Source organism: Halobacillus sp. Marseille-P3879, assembly GCF_900240285.1.
In the GTDB taxonomy this organism is placed as follows: Bacteria; Bacillota; Bacilli; order Bacillales; family Halobacillaceae; genus Halobacillus_A.
The window spans coordinates 1,107,326-1,130,902 of sequence record NZ_OESS01000001.1; the positions used below are offsets into that span (position 1 = coordinate 1,107,326).

Consider the following 23,577-nt stretch of genomic DNA (forward strand, 5'->3'; position numbering starts at 1 on the left):
GTTGTTTTTTTTACGTTGTGTCCAATTTAATAGTAGAGGATGTCATCTTGTGTCTAATGAAATAATAGGAGATTAATTGTACAATTAATTTAGAAAGTTCTGATAATATATAATTTATATTTAAGAAATTAGTGTAAAGGAGATGACAACGTGCCCCCTAAAGAAGATTATCGTTTTAAAATTGCTAATCGAGAAGCTTTGATTGGGGTCGGGTTAGCAGTAATTAATTTTGTTTGGTGGTTTGGTTTTGCTTATGGTCTCGGCAGCAGGCCTCCTGAAGATTACAGCTACATACTCGGGCTCCCTTCGTGGTTTTTTTACAGTTGTATTGGCGGGTTTATCTTAATTGCTGCTCTTGTGACATTTGTTGTCAAAGTCTTTTTTGTAGAAGTGCCGCTGGATTATGAACAGGATGGTGATCGCTCATGAATATGGCTGTCATCATACCTTTAATTACTTTTTTAGTCCTTATTTTTGCCGTAGGATTTATAGCGAGTCGTTCATTGACGAAGTCTGAGAGCAATTTTATGCAGGATTATTTTCTCGGCGGTCGTCAACTGGGTGGATTTATTCTAGCCATGACGATGATTGCTACATATGGAAGTGCCAGTAGTTTCATTGGGGGACCGGGGGTTGCTTACAATGAAGGCTTTGGGTGGGTTCTCCTTGCCATGTCCCAAGTCGCTTCCGGCTATTTTGTGCTCATGATTCTAGGGAAAAAATTCGCAATAATGGCGAGAAGATATAACGCTGTGACACTGACGGATTACTTAAAAGGCCGTTATCAGAGCAAGTGGGTGGTATTAATTGCTGCATTTAGTATTATTATTTTCTTATTTTCAGCGATGGCCGCTCAGTGGGTAGGCGGGGCTCGTTTAATTGAATCATTGACAGGGCTCACTTACACATCTGCTCTTTTCATTTTTGCTTTATCTGTTCTTATTTATGTTGTTATTGGTGGGTTTAAGGCTGTTGCTTTGACCGATATGATCCAGGGTGTCGTCATGGTTGGAGGCACGCTGATTTTATTGGTCGCTACGATTATAGCGGGCGGCGGGATAACGAATATTATGGCTGATTTGACTGCTGAAAATCCCTCACTAATCACACCGTTTGGAGCGGAGGAAAGCCTTACACCATCCTATGTATCATCTTTTTGGATTTTAGTAGGGGTTGCCGTGATAGGTTTACCTCAAGTAACTGTTCGTGCCATGTCTTATAAAAGTTCGCGCGCCATGCACCGCGCCCTCATTATCGGCACGTTTGTCGTAGGTTTTATTATGTTAAACATGCATTTAATCGGGGTGTTTGCACGCCCGATCTTACCTGGAATTGAAGTAGGAGACAGGGTTATGCCACTGATTGCTCTAGAAGTGCTGCCGCCGTGGGTGGCCGGAATTGTGCTGGCTGCTCCGATGGCCGCGATTATGTCGACGGTTGATTCCCTGCTGCTTCTCGTCAGTTCTTCTGTCGTGAAGGATATTTACGTCAATTACGTAAAACCCGATGCCTCATATAAAAGGATTAAGAGGATGAGCTTTGGGGTGACTGCGATCCTAGGAGTTCTCGTTTTTCTCATGGCTCTTAATCCACCTGACTTATTAATATGGCTCAATTTGTTTGCTTTTGGCGGCTTAGAGGCAACTTTCATTTGGCCTATAGTCCTGGGGCTTTATTGGAAGAGAGGGAACAAATACGGAGCTCTTTCTTCAATGATAGTAGGTATAGGCACATACATTATCATCGATGTGTTTTACACGTCTCTATTTGGCTTGCACAGTGTTGTTTTTCCGGTAATTCTATCCTTTATTGCTTACGTAACGATTAGTCTGGCAACGAAAAATCTAGCGTTAAATGATTATAGTGAACAGCAAAAGCTGGAAGGGAGTATGTAAATGGAAACGAAGATAAACGCACAACAAGTAAGAGATCGTGAGGCTGTTATTTCATTGACACAGAAGCTTGTAAGGATCCCGAGCGTCTACCGGCCGGGGGTGGAAGATGGTAACGAAGAGAAAGCTGCTCATTATGTTGCTGATTATTTAAAAGCCATGGGCATTGAAGTATTTATAGAAGAAGTTGAACCTGGACGCCCGAACGTAATTGGCATCATCGACTCAGGAAAGCCCGGTAAAACGCTGCTGCTTGAAGGTCATACGGATGTCGTAACTGAAGGGGATCACAATTCGTGGAAGTATGAGCCATTTGGTGCCGAAATTGTTGGTGACAGAATGTATGGCAGGGGCACCAATGACACGAAAGGAAACTTAGCCTGTATGATCACCGCTGCCAGCTCGATCTTACAAGATAAGGAACCTTTTAACGGCAAAATCATTTTATGTATACCGTGTGATGAAGAAGGTATGATGATAGGCATTAAGCATTTTATCAAAAATGGCTGGGCTGAAGACGTCGATGGAGCAATCATTTGCGAGCCCGAAGAAAATCAGGTATGTATCAGCCAACGAGGAGCAATGAGGCTTGAACTCATTACTTATGGGAAAATGGCTCACGGGGCAATATCGTGGAGCGGCATCAATCCCAATTTGCGAATGGCCAAAGTTATAGTGGAATTGGAAAAACTTGAACGAAAAGAGCAAGAACGTTTAGGAAAACATCCAACGTTAGGCTGGCCGAGCATTACCCCGACAATCCTTAAATCACCGGTAAAAGGGGAGGCGCAAATCAATGTGATTCCTGACCAGTGTATGACAACACTCGATATTCGTACCGTACCCGGGCAGGATCACGAGGAACTCAAACAAGAAATCAGAAATATTTTTTCTAGACTATCAGAGGAGGACGCTGATTTTAAAGCTGATTTTACAGTGATTGAAAACCGTCCATGGACAGAAACGGACCGGGAAGAAGCGATCGTGAAGTCTGTAGCGCAGGCAGTTAAACAAGTCACTAAAGAAGATCCGATTTATAATGGTGTCCCGGGAGCTACCGATGGCACGTTTCTTCATATTGCAGGTATTCCTATCGTTACGATCGGCGCTGGGGACCGAGATATCCCTCACCAAATCAATGAATATGTAGATGTCAATGAATTGGCGGTTACCACACAAATCTATCGACAGGCCTGCTTACATTTTTTAAATGATAAGGGTGAGAAGTAATGCATAGAATAGCGGTCATCCCTGGAGATGGAATTGGTCTTGAAGTTGTCCGGGAAGCCCTTGCCACCTTAGAGCTGTTTGTTAATAATGATACCGATTTAACCATGGAATGGGACGTTTTTGACTGGGGATCTGAGTATTATTTGGAACACGGCAAAATGATGCCGGAAAACAGCCTGGAAGTGTTGAAGTCATTTGACGCGATTTTGTTCGGCGCGATAGGAGATGCAAGAGTACCTGACGATGTTACTATTTGGGAACTCATAATGCCGATACGCAAAGAATTCCAGCAATACATCAATTACCGGCCTGCAAAGCACCTTAAAGGGATTCAATCCCCGATCCAAAATAATAAAGATATTGATTTCGTCATTATCCGTGAAAATGCAGAAGGTGAATATTCCAACATGGGTGGTCACCTATACAAAAATACTAAACAAGAAGTAGCGGTTCAAAATACAGTGATGACAAGAGAAGGCTGCGAAAAAGTCGCCCGCTATGCGTTTAATTATGCCCGGGAAAATAACTACAAATTGGTCACGAGTGCGACAAAATCAAATGCGATTGTTCATACGATGAAGCTGTGGGACCATTGTTTAATGAACGTTTCAGAGAGTTATCCGGATGTGGCTTTTCATTCAGTTTACATCGATGCGCTTGCGGCTTCCATGGTTCAGCATCCGGAAAAATTCGGTGTCGTGGTTGCATCCAATTTGTTTGGAGACATTTTATCGGACTTAGGTTCCGCTGTTGTTGGGGGTCTCGGTGTTTCTCCTTCAGCAAACATAAATCCTGAGGGGGCTTATCCTTCCATGTTTGAGCCGGTTCATGGATCCGCACCGGATATCGCAGGAAAAGGGATTGCCAATCCGATTGCACAAATTTGGTCACTGGCTCTATTATTTGACCATTTAGGGTACTCGAAGCAAGCAGGACTTATCCTTTCGTCAATTGAAAGTACGGTTCGCGATCAAGTGGTAACACCAGATCTTGGCGGAAACAACTCTACTGAAGAAGTGGGAAATGCCATTAGGGGACGAGTTGCAGCTGCTCTTCAAGGAGGCAAAATATGAGCGTAAAAAACAAAACAATCATTGTAACAGGAGCTAATGGAGGAATGGGGCTTGCAGTTGTTAACCAACTCCTCGATGAAGGGGCGCAAATTATTGGTTGTGATTTAAATAGAGATCAGTTGGACAATATTCAGAATGATCGACTCATCGTCTATGAAGGCAGCTTACTGGATGAAAGTTTTGTACGTAAGGTGTTTAAAGAAACTAGTGATCATTTTGGCACCATTGACGGGCTTGTAAACACAGTCGGCATTGCACAGCAGGCCGCCCCCATTGAGCAAGTATCGTTAGAATCATGGGACAATCTTATCAATATCAATATGAAGCTGATATTTTTAACATGCAGGGAAGCAGCTGTCTATATGAAAGCAAGACAAAAAGGTTCAATCGTCAACGTCGCATCTATTTCTGCTGTGCGCCCGCGTCCCGGACTTCAGGCTTACGTAGCTTCTAAAGGAGGGGCTGAAAGCTTTTCGAGAGCGCTAGCCATCGAATTAGCTGAGCATCAGGTGAGAGTGAATACAGTTCACCCTGGCCCGTGTGATACAAGCATGCTTGAGAAGTTTGCTTCTGAAGGAGCGGATATGCAGGAAGTGAAGGATGATATATTTAAGAAAAGCATACCGCTGGGAAAACTTCTTACCCCGCAAAACGTTGCATCGTCGATAGTTTTTCTTTTATCAGATCAGGCTGAGATGGTTACAGGAGCAACGATAAATGTAGATGGCGGAAGAGGGATTTAACTATAGAGGAGGCGACGATGGTATGGACAAACTTTATATGTATATTAACGGAGAATGGCAGGAAAGTGCGTCTGGTGAGCGGATGGAATACTTTAATCCAGCGGACCAAATGACACTAGGAACGATCCCAAGGGGAAATAAAGTTGATGTGGATCATGCCGTTTCAGCCGCTAAGACGACATTTGAAGGCAGCGTTTGGAAGGAATTCAAACCACATGAACGCGGCAGTATATTGTTCGAAGTCGCACGCAGAATTAGAGAAAATAAAAATGAATTGGCCCGCCTTGAAACAATTGATGTAGGGAAGCCGTTGGCTCAATCAATTGCTGATGTCGAAGCAGCGGCCCGCTATTTTGAGTTTTATGGAGGGGCAGCTGACAAATTAATGGGTGAAACAATTCCCATTGAAGATGGAATGATCGATTTTACCGTAAGAGAACCGATTGGCATCACCGCACATATTATCCCCTGGAATTACCCGATCCAAATTACATCAAGAAGTACAGCCGCAGCAATTGCCACCGGAAATACAGTTGTCGTTAAAGCAGCAGAACAAACGCCGTTAACCACAATGAAAATCGCTGAATACTTTCACGATACGGATTTACCTGAAGGTGTTTTTAATGTGGTAACTGGTCTGGGTAATGAGGCTGGAGCCCGGCTGTCGAACCACCCCGACGTTAATCATATTACATTTACCGGCTCCGTTCCTACAGGCATTAAAATAATGAAAGCAGCTGCGGATCATGTAATACCTGTTACTCTTGAATTAGGCGGCAAATCACCTAATATCGTCTTTGCAGATTGTGATGAAGAAGAAACCTTGAATGGAGTCATAAGATCAATTATCCAAAATGCGGGACAAACGTGTTCAGCCGGATCAAGACTTTTAATAGAGGGTGCATATAAAGATGAATTTCTTCTCTTATTAAAAGACAGGCTTGAAGCGTTGACTATAGGACCAGGAGAAGAAGAACATAACATCGGTCCTATCTTGTCTAAAGAACAATATGAAAAAGTCATTTCTTATGTTCATCAAGGAAGAAAAGAAGGAGAGATCGTGACCGGAGGAAATAGAGTGCACATTGAAGGGTATGAAGAAGGATTTTATATACAACCTACCGTGATTGATAAGTTAACCCATGATAGTGAAGTTGCACAGGAAGAAATTTTCGGCCCAGTGTTAACAGTGTTCTCCTTTGATACAGAAAAAGAAGCTGTTCAGTTAGCCAATGGTACGAACTATGGTCTTGTAACAGGAATCTGGACTTCTCATTTAGGGAAAGCCCATCGACTTGCAGACCAAATACGCGCAGGGCAGGTTTTTGTCAATAACTACGGTGCTGGAGGCGGAATTCAAATGCCATTTGGCGGATACAAACGAAGCGGATTCGGCAGAGAAAAAGGATTTGAGGCACTGAAAAACTATACCCAACTTAAAAATGTAGCTATTAAGTATAGATAAAAGGGGATTAATGTGTACCCGGTACTCAGAGAAAAAAGAAAAAAAGTTTTTGGTACCAGGTACATGTCCATTCATTTTCTGTACCTGGTACAATATATCATTAAAAAGTTGGCAGGTTATCTAGGTTATCTAGGTTATTTTCAGGATCTCCATCTGCATTCCCGCGAATCACAGGTCGTCCATTCCTCGCTTTACCCACATTAGCTCCTTGAATGGTTCCATTCTCAACAGCAGCAATTGCTTCCTCATAACTCAATTCTTTCCCACTTGATGTCTGAAAGCTGACAATATCACCATCATCGTTTTTACGAACACGCGCAAAGAATTCTGCCATAAATGTCCCTCCTTCTATATATAAATAGTATGTTGAAGAAAAAGGAATCTGATACAGTTATTTTTTGTACCGGGTACACAAAATGATAGGGTCTGTACCTGGTACCGAGAGAAAAAAGAAAAAAAGAAATGTGTACCGGGTACACGGTAAGCGACTTTCTGTACCCGGTACCTGTAATATTTACTGAATTTTACTAATTAAATTTAATGACAATCTTACTATCCTTAGTCAAATGTGTATATAGCGACGTTTATTTTTCTGAAAAATTTAAAAATTTTATTGAAAGCGTTATCTTTGTTTGCTAATATTATCAATATAGTACTGAATTTTACTGAAATTTTATTGAAAATAAGTGAGGGGAAACAAGATGACCACGATCAAAGAAATTGCTTCGAAATCGAATTTTTCCAACACTACGGTCTCGAGGGTTTTAAATAACGATAATACGTTGTCGGTTGCTATGGAAACCCGGCAGAGAATACTGGAAGTTGCAAAAGAATTAGGTTACAAGACTCTTCAAGAACGAAAAAAAGAAAATAAGACTCCTACCCGTGTAGAGTCTGCAAAAATTGGTATCTTGCTTTGTCATACCGTAGAAGAAGAGCTCAATGACGCATATTTCCTTTCTATTCGACAGGGAATCGAAAAAGAATGCCGAGAAAGGGGTATTACTGCTACAGAATTGGTTCGTTTTACTAGTTTGGGTTCAGAACAAATCAGCAAAGATATCAGCCATCTAATTATAGTCGGCAGAATTAACACTCAAATTCTCGATCACATTACTGAAGACCAGGATCAGCTTGAGAATATTGTCTATATTAATCATACCGTTGATTCGGACAAGTATGATTCAATAGTTATTGACTTTGATAAAGCAACCCGGCGTGCATTGGATCATTTACTGGACTGTGGATACAAGCGAATCGGCTTTATAGGCGGTCAAGAGAGAGAGCATTTTTACGATTCTAAGATAGACTTCGAAGATGATAGACAAGTCTCGTTTAAAAAGTTTATGGAAGAAAAAAGTTTATTTGATCCGGACGTTTTTTATACAGGAGAATTCACGATGGCTAACGGTTACGAACTTATGAAAAAAGCAATTTCTAAAGGTAACCTTCCTGAAGCGTTTTTTGCAGCTAGTGATGCCATGGCCATCGGAGCAATGAGGGCGTTGCAGGAGAATCAATACAATGTTCCTAAAGATGTGTCGATTATTGGTTTTAACGACATTGAATTGGCACAATTCGCGAGTCCCCCTCTGACTACAGTTAAAGTTCAAACAGAAGAGATGGGGAGGTTGGGGGTAAAGCTGATGATTGATCGTTTAGAAGGGAGAGAGATTCCGGTTAAAGTAACAGTGCCAACTGAGTTAGTCATTAGAGAAAGCTGTACAGCTAAGATGGGATAAGGGATAGAACCTTAAAGGAGGTGGTGGATGTAAGGGACTGGGTAAAAAGTAAGAGGATAGAAAGCTGTACACCTGCCCTCTCGGGTAAGGGAAAGCAGGTGTAAGGACAAACCCATTAAGGGCTCGTTAACCCATGAGTTTATTCGGCAAAATAAACTCATTCAGCAAGTTGATTATATCGAAACAGCATTTTACTAACAAATGATTTGATTAATGAATTAATACTTTAGTCCTTAATGAAGCGCAAATAGAAGTATCATTAAAGGAGGAAATACTAGTATGAGAAGTTGGTATAGTTTCGTTTTGTTAGCATTAATCGGTATGATTTCGGTCGGTTGTTCAGATAGTGGTGCTTCAGGAAGCGGAGATCAGACAACGTTGAGCTTTTATTCCACTGCTACGACTGAAGAAGATAAAAAAGTTATTAAAGAAGCCATTGCAGGATTTGAAGAAGAAAACCCGGATATTGACATAGAAGAAAACCTTCCAGGCGATGGGTATGAAGATATGCTGCGAGTTAAGATGGCTGCGAATGATATGCCTGATTTATTTGATACGCACGGATGGGCTAAGCAGCGGTATTCTGAATATGTAGCAGACTTAAGTGATATGGAGTGGGTAGAGAATTTAGATCCAGCCCTTGAAACGATTTTGAAGGATGAAGAAGGCAAAGTCTATGCTTATCCTTTAAATCAGGCCAAAGATGGGATCACCTATAATGCGAACTTACTAGAAGAGTACGGGATTGAGCCTCCGACTACTTTTGATGAATTTATGGAAGCGCTTTATGAAGTGAAGGAAAAAAGTGATGGTGAAGTTACCCCGCTTTGGTTCCACGGATCGGATAAGTCGGCATTTGGGCAGTATTTTGATCAATTTGCCACTCCACTGCTCGTAACAGATGAAGAAAACAACTACGAAGAGGAATTGCTTAATGGTTCCTTTGACTGGGCAAATTACACCTTCCTGCCAGAAAAATTAAAGGAAATGCATGATGAAGGTTTACTTAACGAAGACGTACTTACTGCACAGATTCAGCAGCAGGAACAGTTAATGGCACAAGGAAAAATTGCCTTTAACTTTGGCGGTGGATCCATCGGCCCTGCGGTTGAGGAACTTAACCCTGAAGTCCAGGTCGGCGTAATCCCGATGCCTGCGGTGCACGACGGGGATGACCCCAGCTGGATAGGCGGGGAGCGTCATACGGTCGCTGCATGGAAGGATACTGAGAATATGGAGGAAGCGAAGAAATTTATTGAGTATTTAGCTCAACCAGAAGTAGCTGAAAAGATTGCAGAAGGCACTTCACTTCCAGCTGGACTCGCGAACGTTGATGCTGATAACTATTATTCTGAATACTACGATGCGTTTGAAGGCGTAGAGGTACAACCTTATTTTGATCGTGTTTATCTTCCTAGTGGAATGTGGGACGTCATGGGTGCGACAGGACAAGAACTCTTATCTGAGTCTATGACGCCAGAAGAGGTTTCCGAGAAAATGGGAGAAGAATACACGAGGCTGAGAGAAGAGTAGTCTCCTGAACTATGAAAGGGCAGTTCTTTTATCTCTACTGCCCTTACTACTTTAGCTTAACGATTAGGAGTTGTTACAAAAATGAGCGAATACGTCAGGGAGTCGCATCAATCCGTTGTTCAGAAAAAAGTAAAATCGAATGTACACAAACCTAAGAAGCAGAAGTCGCTGTGGTGGATGTACCTCCCCGCATTACTTGTTGTCAGTCTGTTTATTATCTATCCCTTTTTAAACGGGATCCGTGTATCTTTTACCGATTGGAACGGTTTTTCACAGACGAGAAATTACATTGGTTTTGAACAGTATACTAGAATGCTGCGTGACCCGGACACATGGCTTGTCGTCAAAAACACTCTGCTTTACGGAATTGGGAGTACTATTTTTCAAAATGTAATTGGCTTATTGTACGCGCTGCTGCTCAATAAGAGCATCCGCTTCAAATCTTTTACAAGAACAATCATTTATCTGCCTGTTATTATTAGTCCGTTAGTGATGGGGTATATTTGGTACTTCTTCTTTGCTTATCAAGGCGGGGCATTAAACGATGCTTTCACGTTGTTTGGGCTCAGCCCTGTAAATGCCCTGGGCAATCCGGATTTAAATCCATGGATCATAGTGTTTGTTAATACTTATCAATTCGTAGGAATTGCGATGATTATTTATCTGGCAGGGTTACAAAGTATTTCTAAAGATTTCTATGAAGCTGCCCAAATCGATGGAGCTTCGATTTTCCAACAGTTTAAAAAGATTACCCTTCCTTTATTAATGCCGGCGATTACAATCAACATGGTGTTAAACGTCATCGGCGGTCTTAAACTGTTTGATGTCATTATTGCTCTTACCGGCGGCGGTCCGGGCAACGCGTCTCAGTCTATGTCGACGTTTATGTATGACCTTTATTTCAGCAGGCAGGATGCAGGGTATGCAGCTACACAAGGGGTGTTGATGGCACTTATTATCCTTGTGATCAGCTTACTCGCTCTCTTCTATTTCAAACGGAAGGAGGTCGACGCATAGTGAAGGAAAAATATAAGAAATCAAAAATGTTCTGGACTGGTGTGGCACTCGTGATCACTTTGTTTCATTTAGTCCCGTTTTATATCCTTATTACTACGGCATTAAAAGCAACGGGCGATTTTAGTTCAAAGTGGGTGTTTCCTTCTGAACTCAGTTTTGAAAATTTTGCAGCCGCATGGGAGCAGGCTGGCTTAGGGTCAGCGTTTGTAAACACATTTATTATTACAGGGGGAGCGGCGGTTCTTCTGATAATTTTAGGGTCTCTGGCTGCTTATCCTTTAGCTCGTATAAATACGAGGCTGAACAAGTTTATCTATTTCGTGTTTATTGCCATTATGGTCATTCCCCCGCTAACCGCTTTGGTTCCTTTGTATAAGCTCGTTGTTGATATCGGGATGATGAATACACATGAAATTGCGATATTAAATAATCTGGCAGCCTTCCTGCCGCTTACGATTTTTCTTTACGCCGGGTTCATTCGTTCGACGATCCCAAAGGAGCTTGAAGAAGCAGCGAAAATCGATGGAGCTGGTATATTAGTAACCTTTTTCAGAATTGTGTTCCCGCTGTTAAAACCAGTCACCGCTACTGTGCTCATCATCTCTTGTGTATTCATCTGGAATGACTATCAGTTTGCGATTTTCTTTCTGCAGGATAAAGAAGTGCAGACGCTTACTGTTGCACTGGCCAGCTTCTTTGGTCAAAACCAAAACAACTTAAACCTGGTAGCTTCTGCTGCCATCATGTCCATGCTTCCGATGACGGTGCTGTTCTTATTTTTACAAAAGTACTTTGTGGCAGGCCTGTCTTCAGGTTCTGTTAAAGGATAAATCTATTTATAGTTAGGAGAATCTTTATGGCTAAAATCACTTTTCTAGGTGCGGGAAGCACTATATTCGCAAAAAATGTTCTGGGGGATTGTATGTTGACCCCAAGCGTACAGGGGTTCGAATTCGCTTTATATGATATCGACCTTCAAAGATTAGAAGACTCAGAGAATATGTTGAACAATTTAAAGAAAAGCTTAGGGAGTACTGTAACGGTAAAGTCCTATACTGACAGGAAAGAAGCATTAAGAGGTGCTAAATATGTGGTGAACGCGATACAAGTAGGGGGATACGAGCCTAGTACGGTAATCGATTTTGAAATTCCTAAGAAGTATGGGTTACGTCAAACGATCGGCGACACGATTGGAATCGGCGGGATATTCCGATCTCTGCGTACAATTCCGGTTCTTCTTGAGTTTGCCAAAGATATCGAAGAAGTCTGCCCGGATGCCTTGTTCTTAAACTACACAAATCCAATGGCTTCTTTAACTGGAGCCATGCTGCGTTACACCAATGTAAAAACAGTCGGTTTATGCCACAGTGTACAGGCAGCGGTTCCGGAATTATTTAAATCATTGAATATGGATGCAGAAGGGGTTCAATGGAAAATCGCCGGCATCAATCATTTAGCCTGGCTGTTAGAAGTGACGAAGGATGGAGAAGACCTTTATCCGGAAATTAAAAAGCGGGCTTTAGAGAAACAAAACCAAAAACATGATGATATGGTGCGATTTGAGTTAATGAACCGATTTGGCTATTACGTAACTGAATCGTCTGAACATAACGCCGAATATCACCCTTATTTTATAAAAAATAATTATCCTGAACTGATTGAAAAGTTCAACATTCCATTGGATGAATACCCAAGACGTTGTGTAGAACAAATTCAAAACTGGGAACAAATGCGCGAAGATGTCGTCAACAACCAGAACCTTACTCATGAAAGAACGCACGAGTATGCTTCGTACATTATTGAAGCAATTGAAACGGATGAGCCGTACCGTATTCATGGGAATGTGCTGAATACAGGAGGAGTCATCAGCAATTTGCCTTCGAAAGCTGTAGTCGAAGTACCTTGCCTTGTGGATCGCAATGGCGTAACTCCTTGCCACGTTGGAGATCTGCCTGAGCAGCTGGCCGCTCTCGACCGCACCAATATTAACACTCAACTGTTAACGATTGAAGCAGCTATGACCGGTAAGCGAGAACATATTTATCAAGCGGCCATGCTTGATCCTCATACAGCTGCGGAATTGTCGATCGATGATATCATTTCACTTTGTGACGATTTAATTGAAGCTCACGGAGACATGATTCCTAAACTTGACCGCGAAAAATCAATGGCTTAATAAACACGGAGACTACAGGTGATTCTGTAGTCTTCTTTTTTTATAGGAAGAAATGCCGCTGGACCATCAGTATGTTAAGATAAAATGAAGCGTTTTCTGTAGGGAGTATTTGCGATGAGGAGCAGATTCAGGGTTTCACTTAAGACAAAAATACAAGTACTGATATTCACTTTAATCATAGCGATTATTCTTATTCTTTCCAGTATTTTTACTTATCTAGAGTTCGAACAGACGGAGGAGCATATGGGGGAAATGGCTTTACATACGGCGACGACCGTATCTTATATGCCTTCTGTCAAAAGGGCGTTTGAGAGCGATAATCCTTCAAATGAAATTCAACCGCTTGCGCTGGAAATTCAAGAGCAGGTAGGGGCCGAGTTCATTGTCATTGGGAATGAGGAAAGTATCCGCTATGCTCACCCGAATGAAGCTTTGATCGGTCAGAGGATGGTAGGAGGAGATAATGAGAGGGCTCTGGAGGAAGGACGCTATTACGTATCCCAGGCTGAGGGTACGCTTGGTCCGTCCTTAAGGGGCAAAGCGCCTATTTTTAATGAGGAAGAAGAGATTATTGGAATCGTGTCAGTTGGTTTCTTAATGGAAGATATTTACACGACCTTCTTTAACACATTAGGAAAAATTGCCGGAGTGTCGTTCCTCGTCTTAGTCATCGGCGGTCTTGGTGGTTATATGCTGACACGCAGCATCCGTAAAGACACGATGGGACTTGAACCCTATCAAATTGCTGCGCTTTATCAGGAAAGGGAAGCCGTTCTATCGTCAGTTAAAGAAGGAATTATTGCAATAGATAAAGATGCTCGTGTTACGACAATCAATTCTGCGGCGAGGAACCTTCTGAACATCTCAGGTGATGTGACGCAAAAACCGATTGATGCTGTTTTTCCGAATTCCGAAATGCAGCGCGTGCTCCGTTCGGGCAAGGAAGAGCGTGACTTGGAAATTTCCCTACAGGAACGGATAGTGATCGTGACTCGGACACCTGTAACCGAAGATGGGGAAGTAGTCGGGGTAGTAGCAAGTTTTCGCGACAAGTCCGAGGTCCGGGAGATGGTTGCGGCTTTATCTGAAATTAAACGTTATTCTGAAGGTCTGCGATCTCAAACTCATGAATATGCGAACAAAATGTACGTACTGCTCGGTCTTCTCCAATTGAAAAATTACGACGAAGCTATTGATTTAATTGAAGCCGATTTCAAAACAGCCCAAACCCAATCGAACCGGCTGGATCAAATCAAGGATGACACGATTCAGGCGATTCTGTTAGGGAAAATCAGCAAGGCCTCTGAGCTGAAGATAGACTTTACGGTTGATAAAGATGCCTATCTCGACCAGGTACCTGTGCAGATCAGCCGCTCAAAGCTCGTTACCATTTTAGGGAATTTAATCGATAATGCCTTTGAAGCGGTCAAGGAACAGAAGGAAAAGAAAGTGGTTTTTTCAGCTACGGATGTCGGGAACGAAATTGTGTTTGAAATTAGTGATAACGGTCCTGGTGTCCCGGAAAGTGTATTGCCGTACATTTTTGTAAGGGGGTTTTCTACAAAACAGGGAAAACAGCGTGGCTTTGGCCTCTCTAATGTCCGCGAGATCGTAGAAGAATTGGGTGGAACCTTTGAAATTGATACGGAGACCTCTAGAGGTACTACTTTTTCTGTATTTTTATCCAAGGAGGACAGATAATGCTGGATATAGTAATTGCAGAAGATGATTTTCGTGTTGCCGATTTACATGAAAAATTCCTAAAAGAAGTAGAAGGAGTGAAAGTGGCAGCAAAAGTTTTAAATGCAGAAGACGCCCTGAAAGCGGTCGCGGAGCATACGCCGGATCTGCTGTTACTGGATGTTTATATGCCTGACCGGTTGGGCACGGAGCTGCTGCCCGAATTAAGAAAACTGCAACCATCACTGGATATTATTATGATTACGGCGGCGAATGAAAAATATATGGTCTCTCAGGCGCTGAACTATGGGGTGGTCGACTACATAATAAAGCCGATTACGATGGAGCGGTTTTTAACCACGATCGAAAAGTATAAAGAAAAGAAGCGCATTCTGAACAGCCAGGAAACCTTTGATCAGCAGCTTGTTGATCAGTTAATTGGTAAAGAAACTGAGAAGCCTGAGTCCCCCTCCGTACCGAAAGGGATTGACCAGTTGACATTGAAAAAAGTAAGGAAGCTTCTAATAAATAAGGCAGATGAAGGAATAACAGCTGAAGAGGCAAGCCATCATTTAGGGGCTTCTAAAACAACAGCCAGACGTTATTTGGAATATTTAATCTCTGTTCATGAAGGTGTCGCAGAGATGAGGTACGGTAAAGTTGGACGCCCGGAACGAAAATACTTTTTTCAGAAATAGTCGCGAAGCGCGGCTATTTTTTTGTTACTATTTCGGGCAATTTGTTGTCAGTCGTGAATTTTATTTATTTTATTCCGTTTAAATTTTTAAAATAGCTAATTTTGAAAACGGTTACATACACGACGATCTCTATTAACATAAATATTAATTCTAAATTTTCTAAAAAAGGTGGAAGCAATCATGAAGAATTTCCAGGTATTTGGCCTAATCCTTTTTCTTTTGTTATTGACGGCTTGCAGTAGTGACCGCTACGCAAGCTCAGAAAACGGTGAATGGGAACCGCAGGAGCCGATTGAAATGGTCGCCCCGGCTGGAGCTGGTGGGGGCTGGGATACGACAGCCCGAAGCGTGACCCAGGTTATGGAAGAAGAAAACATTATTGATGAGGACATCGGTGTTGTAAACAAACCCGGAGGAGGCGGAGCGGTAGGCTGGGCTTACGTCGACGGTAAAAAGGGAAATCCGCACAATTTGTTCATCGGATCACCGCCGCTGATTTTTATTCCGTTAAATGGACAGTCACAGCTCAGCTATGAAGATTTCACTCCACTCTCGAATATGATTGCGGACTATGCAGCATTCGCCGTAAGGGAGGATGCTAAGTGGGACAATTTGAATGAGCTGTTTGATGACATGAAAGAAAATCCAAAAGATATTACGGTTGTGGGAACTTCTTCACCAGGATCCATGGACCATATGCAGTTTGTCAAGATCGCGAAAGAAGCCGGTGTAGATATTACGAAAATTAAATACGTTTCTTCTCAGGACGGTGGAGCTCTCACGCAGGTGCTGAATGGCAATGCTGACGTATTTTCGACTGGAGTAGCCGAAACCGTCGAGCAAGTCAGAGCCGGAAAAATTAAAGTTCTAGGCATTACGGCTGAGGAGCGGCTTGAAGGCGAAGTGCTTTCTGAGTTCAAAACAGCCAAAGAGCAGGGAATTGACGCTACTTTCACAAACTGGAGAGGATTCTTCGGGCCGAAAGACATGGATGAAGGACAAGTGAAATATTATGAGGAAGCCTTTAAAGAAGTCAGCGATTCAGAAGCCTTTAAAGAAATTCGTGAAAAATACGGATGGGATGAAATGTACATGACAAGCGAGGAGTATAAAGAATACCTCGATGAACAAAACGAGGAACTCAACGTTTTGCTTGAAGAGATGGGCTTAGCCGAATAAAAAGAGGTGACGTAAATGATCAAAACATTAAATCAAAAAATAAGTCTTCTGCTCCTAGCTATAGCAATCGGTTACTTGTATTTAAGCTACAATTTAAAAGAATATCCATATGTGCCGGTGGATTCAGACTTGGTGCCAAAGGTTTTAGGTTATTTATTAATCGTATTAGCAATTGCATTATTTTTTGATAAATCATCAGAAACAGAGGATGAGAAAGCAAAAAGGGTTGTTCCGAAAAAAGAAATTATAGTCATGGCTGCAGTCGGCGGCATGATTTTCATTTATATCTTTCTATTTGAGATTTTAGGATTTCTACTGACAACCTTTCTGTTTATTTTAGCCTGCTCAGCATTCTTAGGCTATAGGAAATGGGGAACGAGTTTAATTGTAGCCCTCGTTTTCCCGGGAGTCCTTTACTATGTATTTAATTATTTGCTGCAGATTAGATTGCCACAAGGCATACTACCATTTTAAAAAGGTGTTGATGTAATATGGGTGGACTGGACGGACTACTGCAAGGGTTTCAAGTAGCGTTTAGTATCGAAGGATTATTATTTGTTTTTATCGGTGTTTTTATCGGAACCTTCATAGGTATGATGCCGGGATTAGGTCCGATCAGCGCAATTGCGATAATGATTCCGGTTACTTATGGTATGGAGCCGTCGACCGCTCTTGTTATGATGGCAGGGGTGTACTACGGTGCTGTGTTCGGTGGATCAACGGCTTCTATATTACTTAATGCTCCGGGCATCTCAGGAACGGTAGCCACCGCGTTCGACGGCTATCCCATGGCACAACGGGGAGAAGCAGGTAAAGCTCTCGCCATAGCTGCTGTCTCCTCTTTCGTAGGAGGAACGGTTTCAGTCGTGCTGCTCATGCTCTTTGCTCCGGCATTATCACAAGTGGCGGTTACATTCGGGCCGCCTGAATACTTTGCTTTAATGTTCATGGGGTTAACAGCTATATCAAGTCTTTCAGAAGGCTCAACGATTAAGGCTCTAATTTCAGCAACTCTAGGTTTTATGGTGGTCACCGTAGGAATTGACGGACAAACCGGCACTCCACGCTTTACCTTCAACAATCCGAATTTACTGGAAGGCATCGACTTTCTCGTTATAGCCCTTGGGTTATTCGCGCTTGCTGAAGTTTGCTTTCTCATTATAAATAGAAAGGATACTTCGCTCTCGGATAAAGCCAACGTCGGAAGCACGAGATTGAAAAAAGAAGATCTAAAAGAAATGCGCGGCCCAATGTCCCGTCAATCCTTTTTAGGCTTCGTCCTCGGTGTCCTTCCCGGTGCAGGAGCCACTATCGCCTCCTTTATCGGGTACATTACCGAGAAAAAAATTGCCAAGAAACCAGAAGAATTCGGAAAAGGATCAGTACGAGGATTGTCAGCTCCGGAAACAGCCAATAACGCAGCAACAAGCGGCGCCTTTGTTCCTTTATTAAGTTTAGGGATTCCAGGCTCAGGGACCACTGCTGTCATGCTCGGAGCTTTTCTAGTTCTTGGCATCCAGCCCGGACCATTGCTTGTACAGGATCACCCCGATATTTTCTGGGGCATCATTGCCAGTATGTACATCGGGAATATCATTTTGCTCGTACTGAATCTTCCGCTGATTCCGTATATATCCAAGCTTTTAAAAATCCCGCGTCCGCTGCTCATTTCATTAGTCATTATTTTCAGCTTAATCGGTGTCTATTCCGTCAGCTTTAATGTATTCCATTTGTACGTATTGTTGTTCTTTGGAGTGATCGGCTATTTGATGAGACTCAGCTCCTTTCCGGCGGCGCCTTTTATCCTGGCATTTATTCTTGGCGGTATGATGGAGCAGTCGCTGCGTCAGGCATTAACTGCTTCAAATGGTGATTATTCTATATTTATCACAGAGCCAATTTCGTTGACTCTCTTAATTATCAGTTTGTTGTCGTTCTTAGTGCCATTGGTTAGAAAGAGGATTAGTACACGATAATAAGAATGCCGCAGTCCCTTAAACAGGATCTGCGGCATTTTTTAAATCAGCTCGATCTCTCTAATGCTATTTTTTCCTCGTTCGCTTGAGTCGTTAGCACACTTACAATGCTCATCACAACAAAAGATGCTACGGAACTTAAGAACATCGCTATAAAGATGTTTCCAATCAAACTCTGTGAAGTAAACAATACATACAAGGTGGAACCTGTAAGCAGCGAGGCAATGGCTCCATAGTTATTCGCCCGGTTCCAGAAGTAGCCAAGCGTCAGAGGAGCGATAATCCCTGAAATAATAGCAGAGTAGCTAAACTGGATAAGAAAAGCGAGTGAATCCGGCCGCTCCAGTGAAAGGTACAATGAAAGCAGACCAATCACAACGAGAGAACCTTTGGCCACTTTTAACGATTTGTTCTCTAATTCCTGGTCACTCATTTTTCTTCCAGATAAAAATGGCGCTACGACACGATATATATCGTTTCCTATACTAGTAGTGACCCCTAAATACAGACTATCTGTACTTGATAGAATCGCAGAAATAATTCCTACGATCATAATAGCGGCAATAACACTAGGGAAGGCCTCAAGCACGTACAGCGGGATGGCGGAGTCAGGACTGTCTACCGCTGGGAATATGACACGTGCAGCGAGACCACCAAGAACCATAAGTGTTGATATCACACAAAGCACGATTCCTGCTGATAGTGTAAATGGTGCAAGATCTTCTTCATTTTCAATCGACAATACTTTATTTAAGAGGTGCGGCATTAATACGAAGCTAAACAGCATAAATTGAACAGCCATAATCGCAAGGGCGCTGTTGTAAGGACCGCTGTCTGCCACGGCTGCTGTTAAGTTAGGATCGATGGCATTCAGGCGGTCGGTAAGGACACCAAACACATTGAAGCCGCCTCCGATTGTCCATAAAAAGGAGACAACGATCAGAATAGAGGTAATAGCCATCAGAATACCCTGAATTCCGTCCGTGATAATTTGAGCGAAAGCCCCGCCCAACCCAATATACAAAATTGTAATCACTACACCGATAATAATTCCCCAGAAGTAAGGGATACCGATCACTGTTTCAAAAATGGTAGCAAGCCCGACATTTTGTCCGACAATATAATATACATTGAATAAGATCAATAGGGAGACGAGGACTTGAAGGGCTTTGGAATTGTATCTTCTTCCTAACCATTCGGGCAGCGTGGAGACACGGCCGAACTTTTTACCATAGCGCCAGAATGTTTTCGCGAATAAGAGCAGGCCGACCCATGATACTCCAAAGCATCCGAGCGTGTACCATAGCACGGCCGTACCGTGCTCATATGCAAGACCGGGTACACCGATGAAAAGGTTCGCACTCGCATAGGAGGTCGCAAAGCTTGCACCGACGAGCAATGGACTGACTTTGCCCCGGGCTGTGGCAAACCCGGACATGGACTGACTGTGGGCCCGTCCTTTTCTGCCTATCCACGTTACAGCGCCAAAGTAAGCGACCAATAAAAGGATAACCGTCCATAGCAATACACTGGAATTAGTAAGCATTGTTTAACGCTCTCCTTTCTTCTGGGCATAGGTGAATTTCCATATGCCGATTCCGACAATCCAGAATAGGGCAACAGCTATAAAATAAGTTAAAATCATTGATGTTCCTCCTCTTTTTTCTTAAAAAATGGCAACGGGTGAGGACCGACTGAATGAATATCCAAGGTGACTTCCATGTTATAAACAAGATTCGCTTCTTTTATTGGTAAATGTGTTAATAATGAAGGTCCCTCGGCCAACTGAACAACTCCGACTATATAAGGGGTATACTCTTGCCAGGCTGGATGGCCAGCCCGATGAATAACACTCCATGTTTTTAATTTTCCATTGCCGGACGCCTGTTTCCATGTTAAGGAATCATGAAAGCAATGGGGACAATGGTTTCGTGGGTAAAAGATCCATTCCCGGCACTCGTCGCATTGCTGAAGTGATAAAATTCCCTCTTTGATACTATCCCAAAAGGGCTTACTTACTGGTGTAATCGTTGGACCTGGTAATGAAATGTTCTGTAATTGACTCATTGCTCTCCTCCTAACACGAGGGCTGTCGTTTCACTGAGGGTCGCTCCGTTTCCAGTGACGAGCGCTTGCTTGGCTGCTGGAATTTGACGGTCGCCAGCTTCTCCCCTTAGCTGAAGAACGGCTTCAATCACATGAGACATCCCCCCTGCTAAATCAGCCTGACCGAATCCAAGCTGACCTCCATGGGTGTTTAAAGGATAATCTCCGTCATGGCTGAAACTGTGATTTTTAACAAATTCCCCGAATTCTCCCGTCTTGCATAATCCTGCGCTTTCCAATGTCACCGCAACAACACTTGTATAGCAGTCATACAAGGAAAAAAGGTCGATGTCCTTAACCTCAATCTCCGCCTGTGTCAGGGCGCGTGGAATGCAATAATTAAAGGGGAGCTTGTCGAGCTCTGGAGCCTGACTGACAGCACGATGGGTAATTTTTTCTCCTGCACCTTTTAAATAAACCGGCTTGCGTCTGCTCCGTTTTGCCTTTTCTTCAGACGTGACCACGACAGCTGTTCCTCCTGCAACGGGCATCACGATCTCCAGGAGGTGGAGAGGGTCGGAAATAATTGGAGAGGCTAAGATATCTTCTAGTTCTGCCGGCTTTCCATAAAAAATAGCATTAGGGTTCAACTGCGCATTTTTTCTGGCCCAATAGGCAATCCTCGCGAAGTCTTCCTGTTTAGAGCCATATTCCTCCATGTGCTGCCGTTTTAAAAGGGCATAGGACGTATTGGCACCGGAAGCCCCAAAAGGAACATCAAATTCACGAATAGGATTTCGGTTGGGTGAGCGCAGTGTCTCTCCTTTTTCATTTTTATTGGCTAACACACAGACAACCGTGTCACACATACCTGCTTCCACAGCAGCTGCTGCTCTCCAGATCATGCCGGGTCCTGTTGCTCCTCCGAGGTCTACGACATTTGACATTGTGGGATCGATTCCCAGATATTCAGAAACAGTAGCGGGAACATGCTGTGGTGTTTCCCCGACTTGCGGACCGACGAGAAGACCGTCAACTTCATCTTTAGAAATCTCCGCATCTTTTAGCGCGAGGCGGACGGCTTCTGCAATCAAACTAAGTGTTGTTTTTCCTTCCGAATAACGGATGGGTTTTAATTCTCCAATTCCGATAATCGCTCCGTTCGGTTTACGTGACATTAGAAGTGCTCCTTTTCTTGTAACTGACTAAAGTATCGTAAGCTCGAAGGGTTTCTAAGTGAGGCTTCATTCTGCACTTTCTCCCCCTGTGCTGCAGTTTTCGCAGCTCCTTCTACTTTTTTGCCATTATTGGTATGTGGAATATCCTCTACTTGATAAATTCGTTTTGGAACATGGCGCGGGGACGCTTTCTCACGAATCTGCCGACGGATATTTTTAGCGAGATCCTCTGTTAAGTGATCAGTCACAATACACAGTATGATCTCCTCATCATGGTCCTTAGGCAGGCCGAACACTACAGAGTCCTGAATATCACTGATATGGTCAACGACTCTGTAAATTTCAGCTGTCCCAATTCTTACACCCCCGGGATTTAAGGTCGTATCGGCACGTCCATAGATGATCAGGGTCTGGTCAATTGTTTGTTCCGCTAAATCACCATGGGTCCATATGCCAGGGCGTTTTGAGAAGTAGCTTTTTCTATAACGTTCTTCCCCTCCTTCACCAACAAAGGTGAGAGGCATACTCGGGAATGACTGCGTACAAACTAAATCTGCTTTTTTCTCATATACAGAAGCCCCTCGCTCATCTAGAACGTCTACTGCCAAACCCAAGGCTTTACATGCAATTTCTCCGCGTTTAACAGGGTGGACAGGTGATCCCATTACAAAGCACCCGATTATTTCTGTTCCTCCAGAGATGGAAGCCAGAAGAAGATCTTCCTTTATCGTTTCATAGATCCAGTCATATTGTTCAGGTGCGAGAGGAGCTCCGCATGATAAAAGGGATTTTAACGTCTTGAGAGAATGACTGTTTTTCAGTTCTACATTGGCTTTCATTAGCGTTTCTAAATACTTCGGACTTGTGCCAAAATGTGTAACTCCCACTTCATCCGCAATGTCCCAGAGGTGGGTCAGAGTATTAGGTGTTACCGGCGAGCCGTCGTATAAAAGGATGGCGGCTTCGCTTGCCAATCCAGAAACGAGCCACGGGTACATCATCCAGGCTGTATTTGTATACCAGAACAAAACATCATTCTGCTTAACATCACAGTGGAGCTGATGCTCTTTTACATGCTGCAAAAGTGTTCCACCGACTGAGTGTACGATTGCTTTTGGCAGCCCTGTGGTACCGGATGTATATAAAATGTACAAAGGGTCGTCAAAAGCTGTCGGCTTAAAGATTGGTTCCTCAGCTTCATTGTCACAAAGTTCTTCCCATGTAAGGGTTTCTTTCCCGGAAAAACGAGCACGGCCATTGAAAGTAATGAGGGCAGATAAATCGTCGATCTGGTCAGTAGTTTCTTTAATTTTTTCTTCCATATCGAATTGTTTTTGCTTGTATTGGTATGAGAGTGTGGCAATAAGCACCTTAGGCTTCACTTGGCCAATGCGGTCAACAATGCCTTTAGCCCCGAAATCAGGGGAACATGAGGTCCAAACTGCTCCTAAAGAAGTGGTCGCAATTAAAGCCGCGAGCCCCTGAATATCGTTGGTCGTAATTCCGGCTACACAATCACCTTTTTGCACGCCAAGCTTCTGTAAACCCTTCTGAGCTTTTGCCACCAACTGTTTTAGTTCTCGTAAGGTAACTTCTCTTCGAACACCTGATTCATCAGCTTCATAGGCCGCAATACGATCAAGGGAGCCTCGCAGCAGGTTTTCAGCAAAGTTTAAGCTTGCTTCCGGAAACCATGTCGCATCAGGCATGGAATCACCCGGTACGTAAGCCCGCTCACCCTTGTGGCCGATGATGCCAGCATAGTCCCACACGTTGGACCAGAACTCCCCTAAGTGGGAGACAGACCAGCGATGCAATCGTTCGTACGGGAAAAGCGGCTGGTTGGCAAAGTCAGAAAAAGCTTTTAAATGAGATTGTTCAATTCGTTTTTCAGATGGCTCCCACAGAATAGGGGAGCGTTCCGGTAGGATGGATGTAGTCATAGTTGT

General features: G+C 43.2%; 21 protein-coding genes. 16 read left to right on the plus strand and 5 right to left on the minus strand.

Annotated elements, in window-relative coordinates; translation table 11 throughout:
* The first annotated feature begins 150 nt into the window (after window positions 1-150).
* Genes C1A12_RS05515 through C1A12_RS05540 form a run of 6 tightly spaced genes read left to right on the plus strand, consistent with a single transcriptional unit; the run spans window position 151 to window position 6,403 of the window.
* Window positions 151-429, plus strand: coding sequence for a YhdT family protein (locus C1A12_RS05515; RefSeq protein WP_101842828.1), 279 nt, complete (start codon window positions 151-153; stop codon window positions 427-429).
* Entirely contained in the window at window positions 426-1,895 is a 1,470-nt protein-coding gene (panF, locus tag C1A12_RS05520) for a sodium/pantothenate symporter (RefSeq protein WP_101842829.1), read from the plus strand. Before C1A12_RS05515 ends, panF begins: the two co-directional genes overlap by 4 nt.
* Entirely contained in the window at window positions 1,896-3,122 is a 1,227-nt protein-coding gene (locus C1A12_RS05525) for a M20 family metallopeptidase (RefSeq protein WP_101842830.1), read from the plus strand. It begins immediately after the preceding gene.
* On the plus strand, window positions 3,122-4,195 hold the full coding sequence (locus tag C1A12_RS05530; protein WP_101842831.1) for a tartrate dehydrogenase: 1,074 nt from the start codon (window positions 3,122-3,124) through the stop codon (window positions 4,193-4,195). Before C1A12_RS05525 ends, C1A12_RS05530 begins: the two co-directional genes overlap by 1 nt.
* On the plus strand, window positions 4,192-4,938 hold the full coding sequence (locus tag C1A12_RS05535; RefSeq protein ID WP_101842832.1) for an SDR family NAD(P)-dependent oxidoreductase: 747 nt from the start codon (window positions 4,192-4,194) through the stop codon (window positions 4,936-4,938). Before C1A12_RS05530 ends, C1A12_RS05535 begins: the two co-directional genes overlap by 4 nt.
* A gap of 22 nt (window positions 4,939-4,960) precedes the next feature.
* Window positions 4,961-6,403 carry an aldehyde dehydrogenase family protein gene (locus tag C1A12_RS05540; RefSeq protein WP_101842833.1) on the plus strand — a complete coding sequence of 481 codons (1,443 nt, stop codon included), beginning with the start codon at window positions 4,961-4,963 and terminating at the stop codon, window positions 6,401-6,403.
* A gap of 100 nt (window positions 6,404-6,503) precedes the next feature.
* On the opposite strand, the gene C1A12_RS05545 is transcribed toward C1A12_RS05540, so the two are convergent.
* Window positions 6,504-6,737: a DUF3892 domain-containing protein gene (locus C1A12_RS05545; protein WP_101842834.1), complete on the minus strand. Its 234-nt coding sequence runs from the start codon at window positions 6,735-6,737 to the stop codon at window positions 6,504-6,506.
* A gap of 367 nt (window positions 6,738-7,104) precedes the next feature.
* Here C1A12_RS05545 and C1A12_RS05550 point away from each other — a divergent pair, with 367 nt between their 5' ends.
* From C1A12_RS05550 to C1A12_RS05595, 10 genes are all read left to right on the plus strand, one after another.
* Window positions 7,105-8,145, plus strand: a complete 1,041-nt coding sequence (locus C1A12_RS05550; RefSeq protein WP_101842835.1) for a LacI family DNA-binding transcriptional regulator — start codon at window positions 7,105-7,107, stop codon at window positions 8,143-8,145.
* A 279-nt stretch (window positions 8,146-8,424) separates the two neighbouring features.
* The gene (locus tag C1A12_RS05555; RefSeq protein ID WP_101842836.1) at window positions 8,425-9,678 is read left to right on the plus strand and encodes an ABC transporter substrate-binding protein; all 1,254 of its coding nucleotides are present in this window, start codon (window positions 8,425-8,427) and stop codon (window positions 9,676-9,678) included.
* 81 nt (window positions 9,679-9,759) lie between these two features.
* Window positions 9,760-10,695 (plus strand): carbohydrate ABC transporter permease, encoded by a 936-nt coding sequence (locus tag C1A12_RS05560; RefSeq protein ID WP_101842837.1) that lies wholly within the window; start codon window positions 9,760-9,762, stop codon window positions 10,693-10,695.
* Window positions 10,696-10,721: 26 nt separating this feature from the next.
* The gene (locus C1A12_RS05565; RefSeq protein ID WP_101843296.1) at window positions 10,722-11,525 is read left to right on the plus strand and encodes a carbohydrate ABC transporter permease; all 804 of its coding nucleotides are present in this window, start codon (window positions 10,722-10,724) and stop codon (window positions 11,523-11,525) included.
* Window positions 11,526-11,551: 26 nt separating this feature from the next.
* A complete protein-coding gene (locus C1A12_RS05570; protein ID WP_101842838.1) occupies window positions 11,552-12,871 on the plus strand; it encodes an alpha-glucosidase/alpha-galactosidase in 1,320 nt (439 codons plus the stop codon).
* A 114-nt stretch (window positions 12,872-12,985) separates the two neighbouring features.
* On the plus strand, window positions 12,986-14,572 hold the full coding sequence (locus tag C1A12_RS05575; RefSeq protein ID WP_101842839.1) for a sensor histidine kinase: 1,587 nt from the start codon (window positions 12,986-12,988) through the stop codon (window positions 14,570-14,572).
* The gene (locus tag C1A12_RS05580; protein WP_101842840.1) at window positions 14,572-15,249 is read left to right on the plus strand and encodes a response regulator; all 678 of its coding nucleotides are present in this window, start codon (window positions 14,572-14,574) and stop codon (window positions 15,247-15,249) included. Before C1A12_RS05575 ends, C1A12_RS05580 begins: the two co-directional genes overlap by 1 nt.
* A gap of 180 nt (window positions 15,250-15,429) precedes the next feature.
* Window positions 15,430-16,428, plus strand: coding sequence for a tripartite tricarboxylate transporter substrate binding protein (locus C1A12_RS05585; protein WP_101842841.1), 999 nt, complete (start codon window positions 15,430-15,432; stop codon window positions 16,426-16,428).
* Between the two features lie 15 nt (window positions 16,429-16,443).
* Complete coding sequence (locus tag C1A12_RS05590) at window positions 16,444-16,902, plus strand: tripartite tricarboxylate transporter TctB family protein (RefSeq protein ID WP_101842842.1); 459 nt, start codon at window positions 16,444-16,446, stop codon at window positions 16,900-16,902.
* Between the two features lie 17 nt (window positions 16,903-16,919).
* Window positions 16,920-18,404: a tripartite tricarboxylate transporter permease gene (locus C1A12_RS05595; RefSeq protein WP_101842843.1), complete on the plus strand. Its 1,485-nt coding sequence runs from the start codon at window positions 16,920-16,922 to the stop codon at window positions 18,402-18,404.
* A gap of 46 nt (window positions 18,405-18,450) precedes the next feature.
* Here the strand turns inward: C1A12_RS05595 and C1A12_RS05600 are convergent, their stop codons facing one another.
* The 4 genes from C1A12_RS05600 to C1A12_RS05615 all read right to left on the minus strand — a co-directional run bounded on the left by C1A12_RS05600 (window position 18,451) and on the right by C1A12_RS05615 (window position 23,571).
* Entirely contained in the window at window positions 18,451-19,950 is a 1,500-nt protein-coding gene (locus C1A12_RS05600; protein ID WP_101842844.1) for a sodium:solute symporter family protein, read from the minus strand.
* 95 nt (window positions 19,951-20,045) lie between these two features.
* A complete protein-coding gene (locus tag C1A12_RS05605) occupies window positions 20,046-20,471 on the minus strand; it encodes a Zn-ribbon domain-containing OB-fold protein (RefSeq protein ID WP_101842845.1) in 426 nt (141 codons plus the stop codon).
* Window positions 20,468-21,628 carry a thiolase family protein gene (locus tag C1A12_RS05610; RefSeq protein ID WP_101842846.1) on the minus strand — a complete coding sequence of 387 codons (1,161 nt, stop codon included), beginning with the start codon at window positions 21,626-21,628 and terminating at the stop codon, window positions 20,468-20,470. The genes C1A12_RS05605 and C1A12_RS05610 overlap by 4 nt, the downstream gene beginning before the upstream one ends.
* On the minus strand, window positions 21,628-23,571 hold the full coding sequence (locus C1A12_RS05615) for an acetoacetate--CoA ligase (protein WP_101842847.1): 1,944 nt from the start codon (window positions 23,569-23,571) through the stop codon (window positions 21,628-21,630). Before C1A12_RS05615 ends, C1A12_RS05610 begins: the two co-directional genes overlap by 1 nt.
* Window positions 23,572-23,577 lie beyond the last annotated feature (6 nt).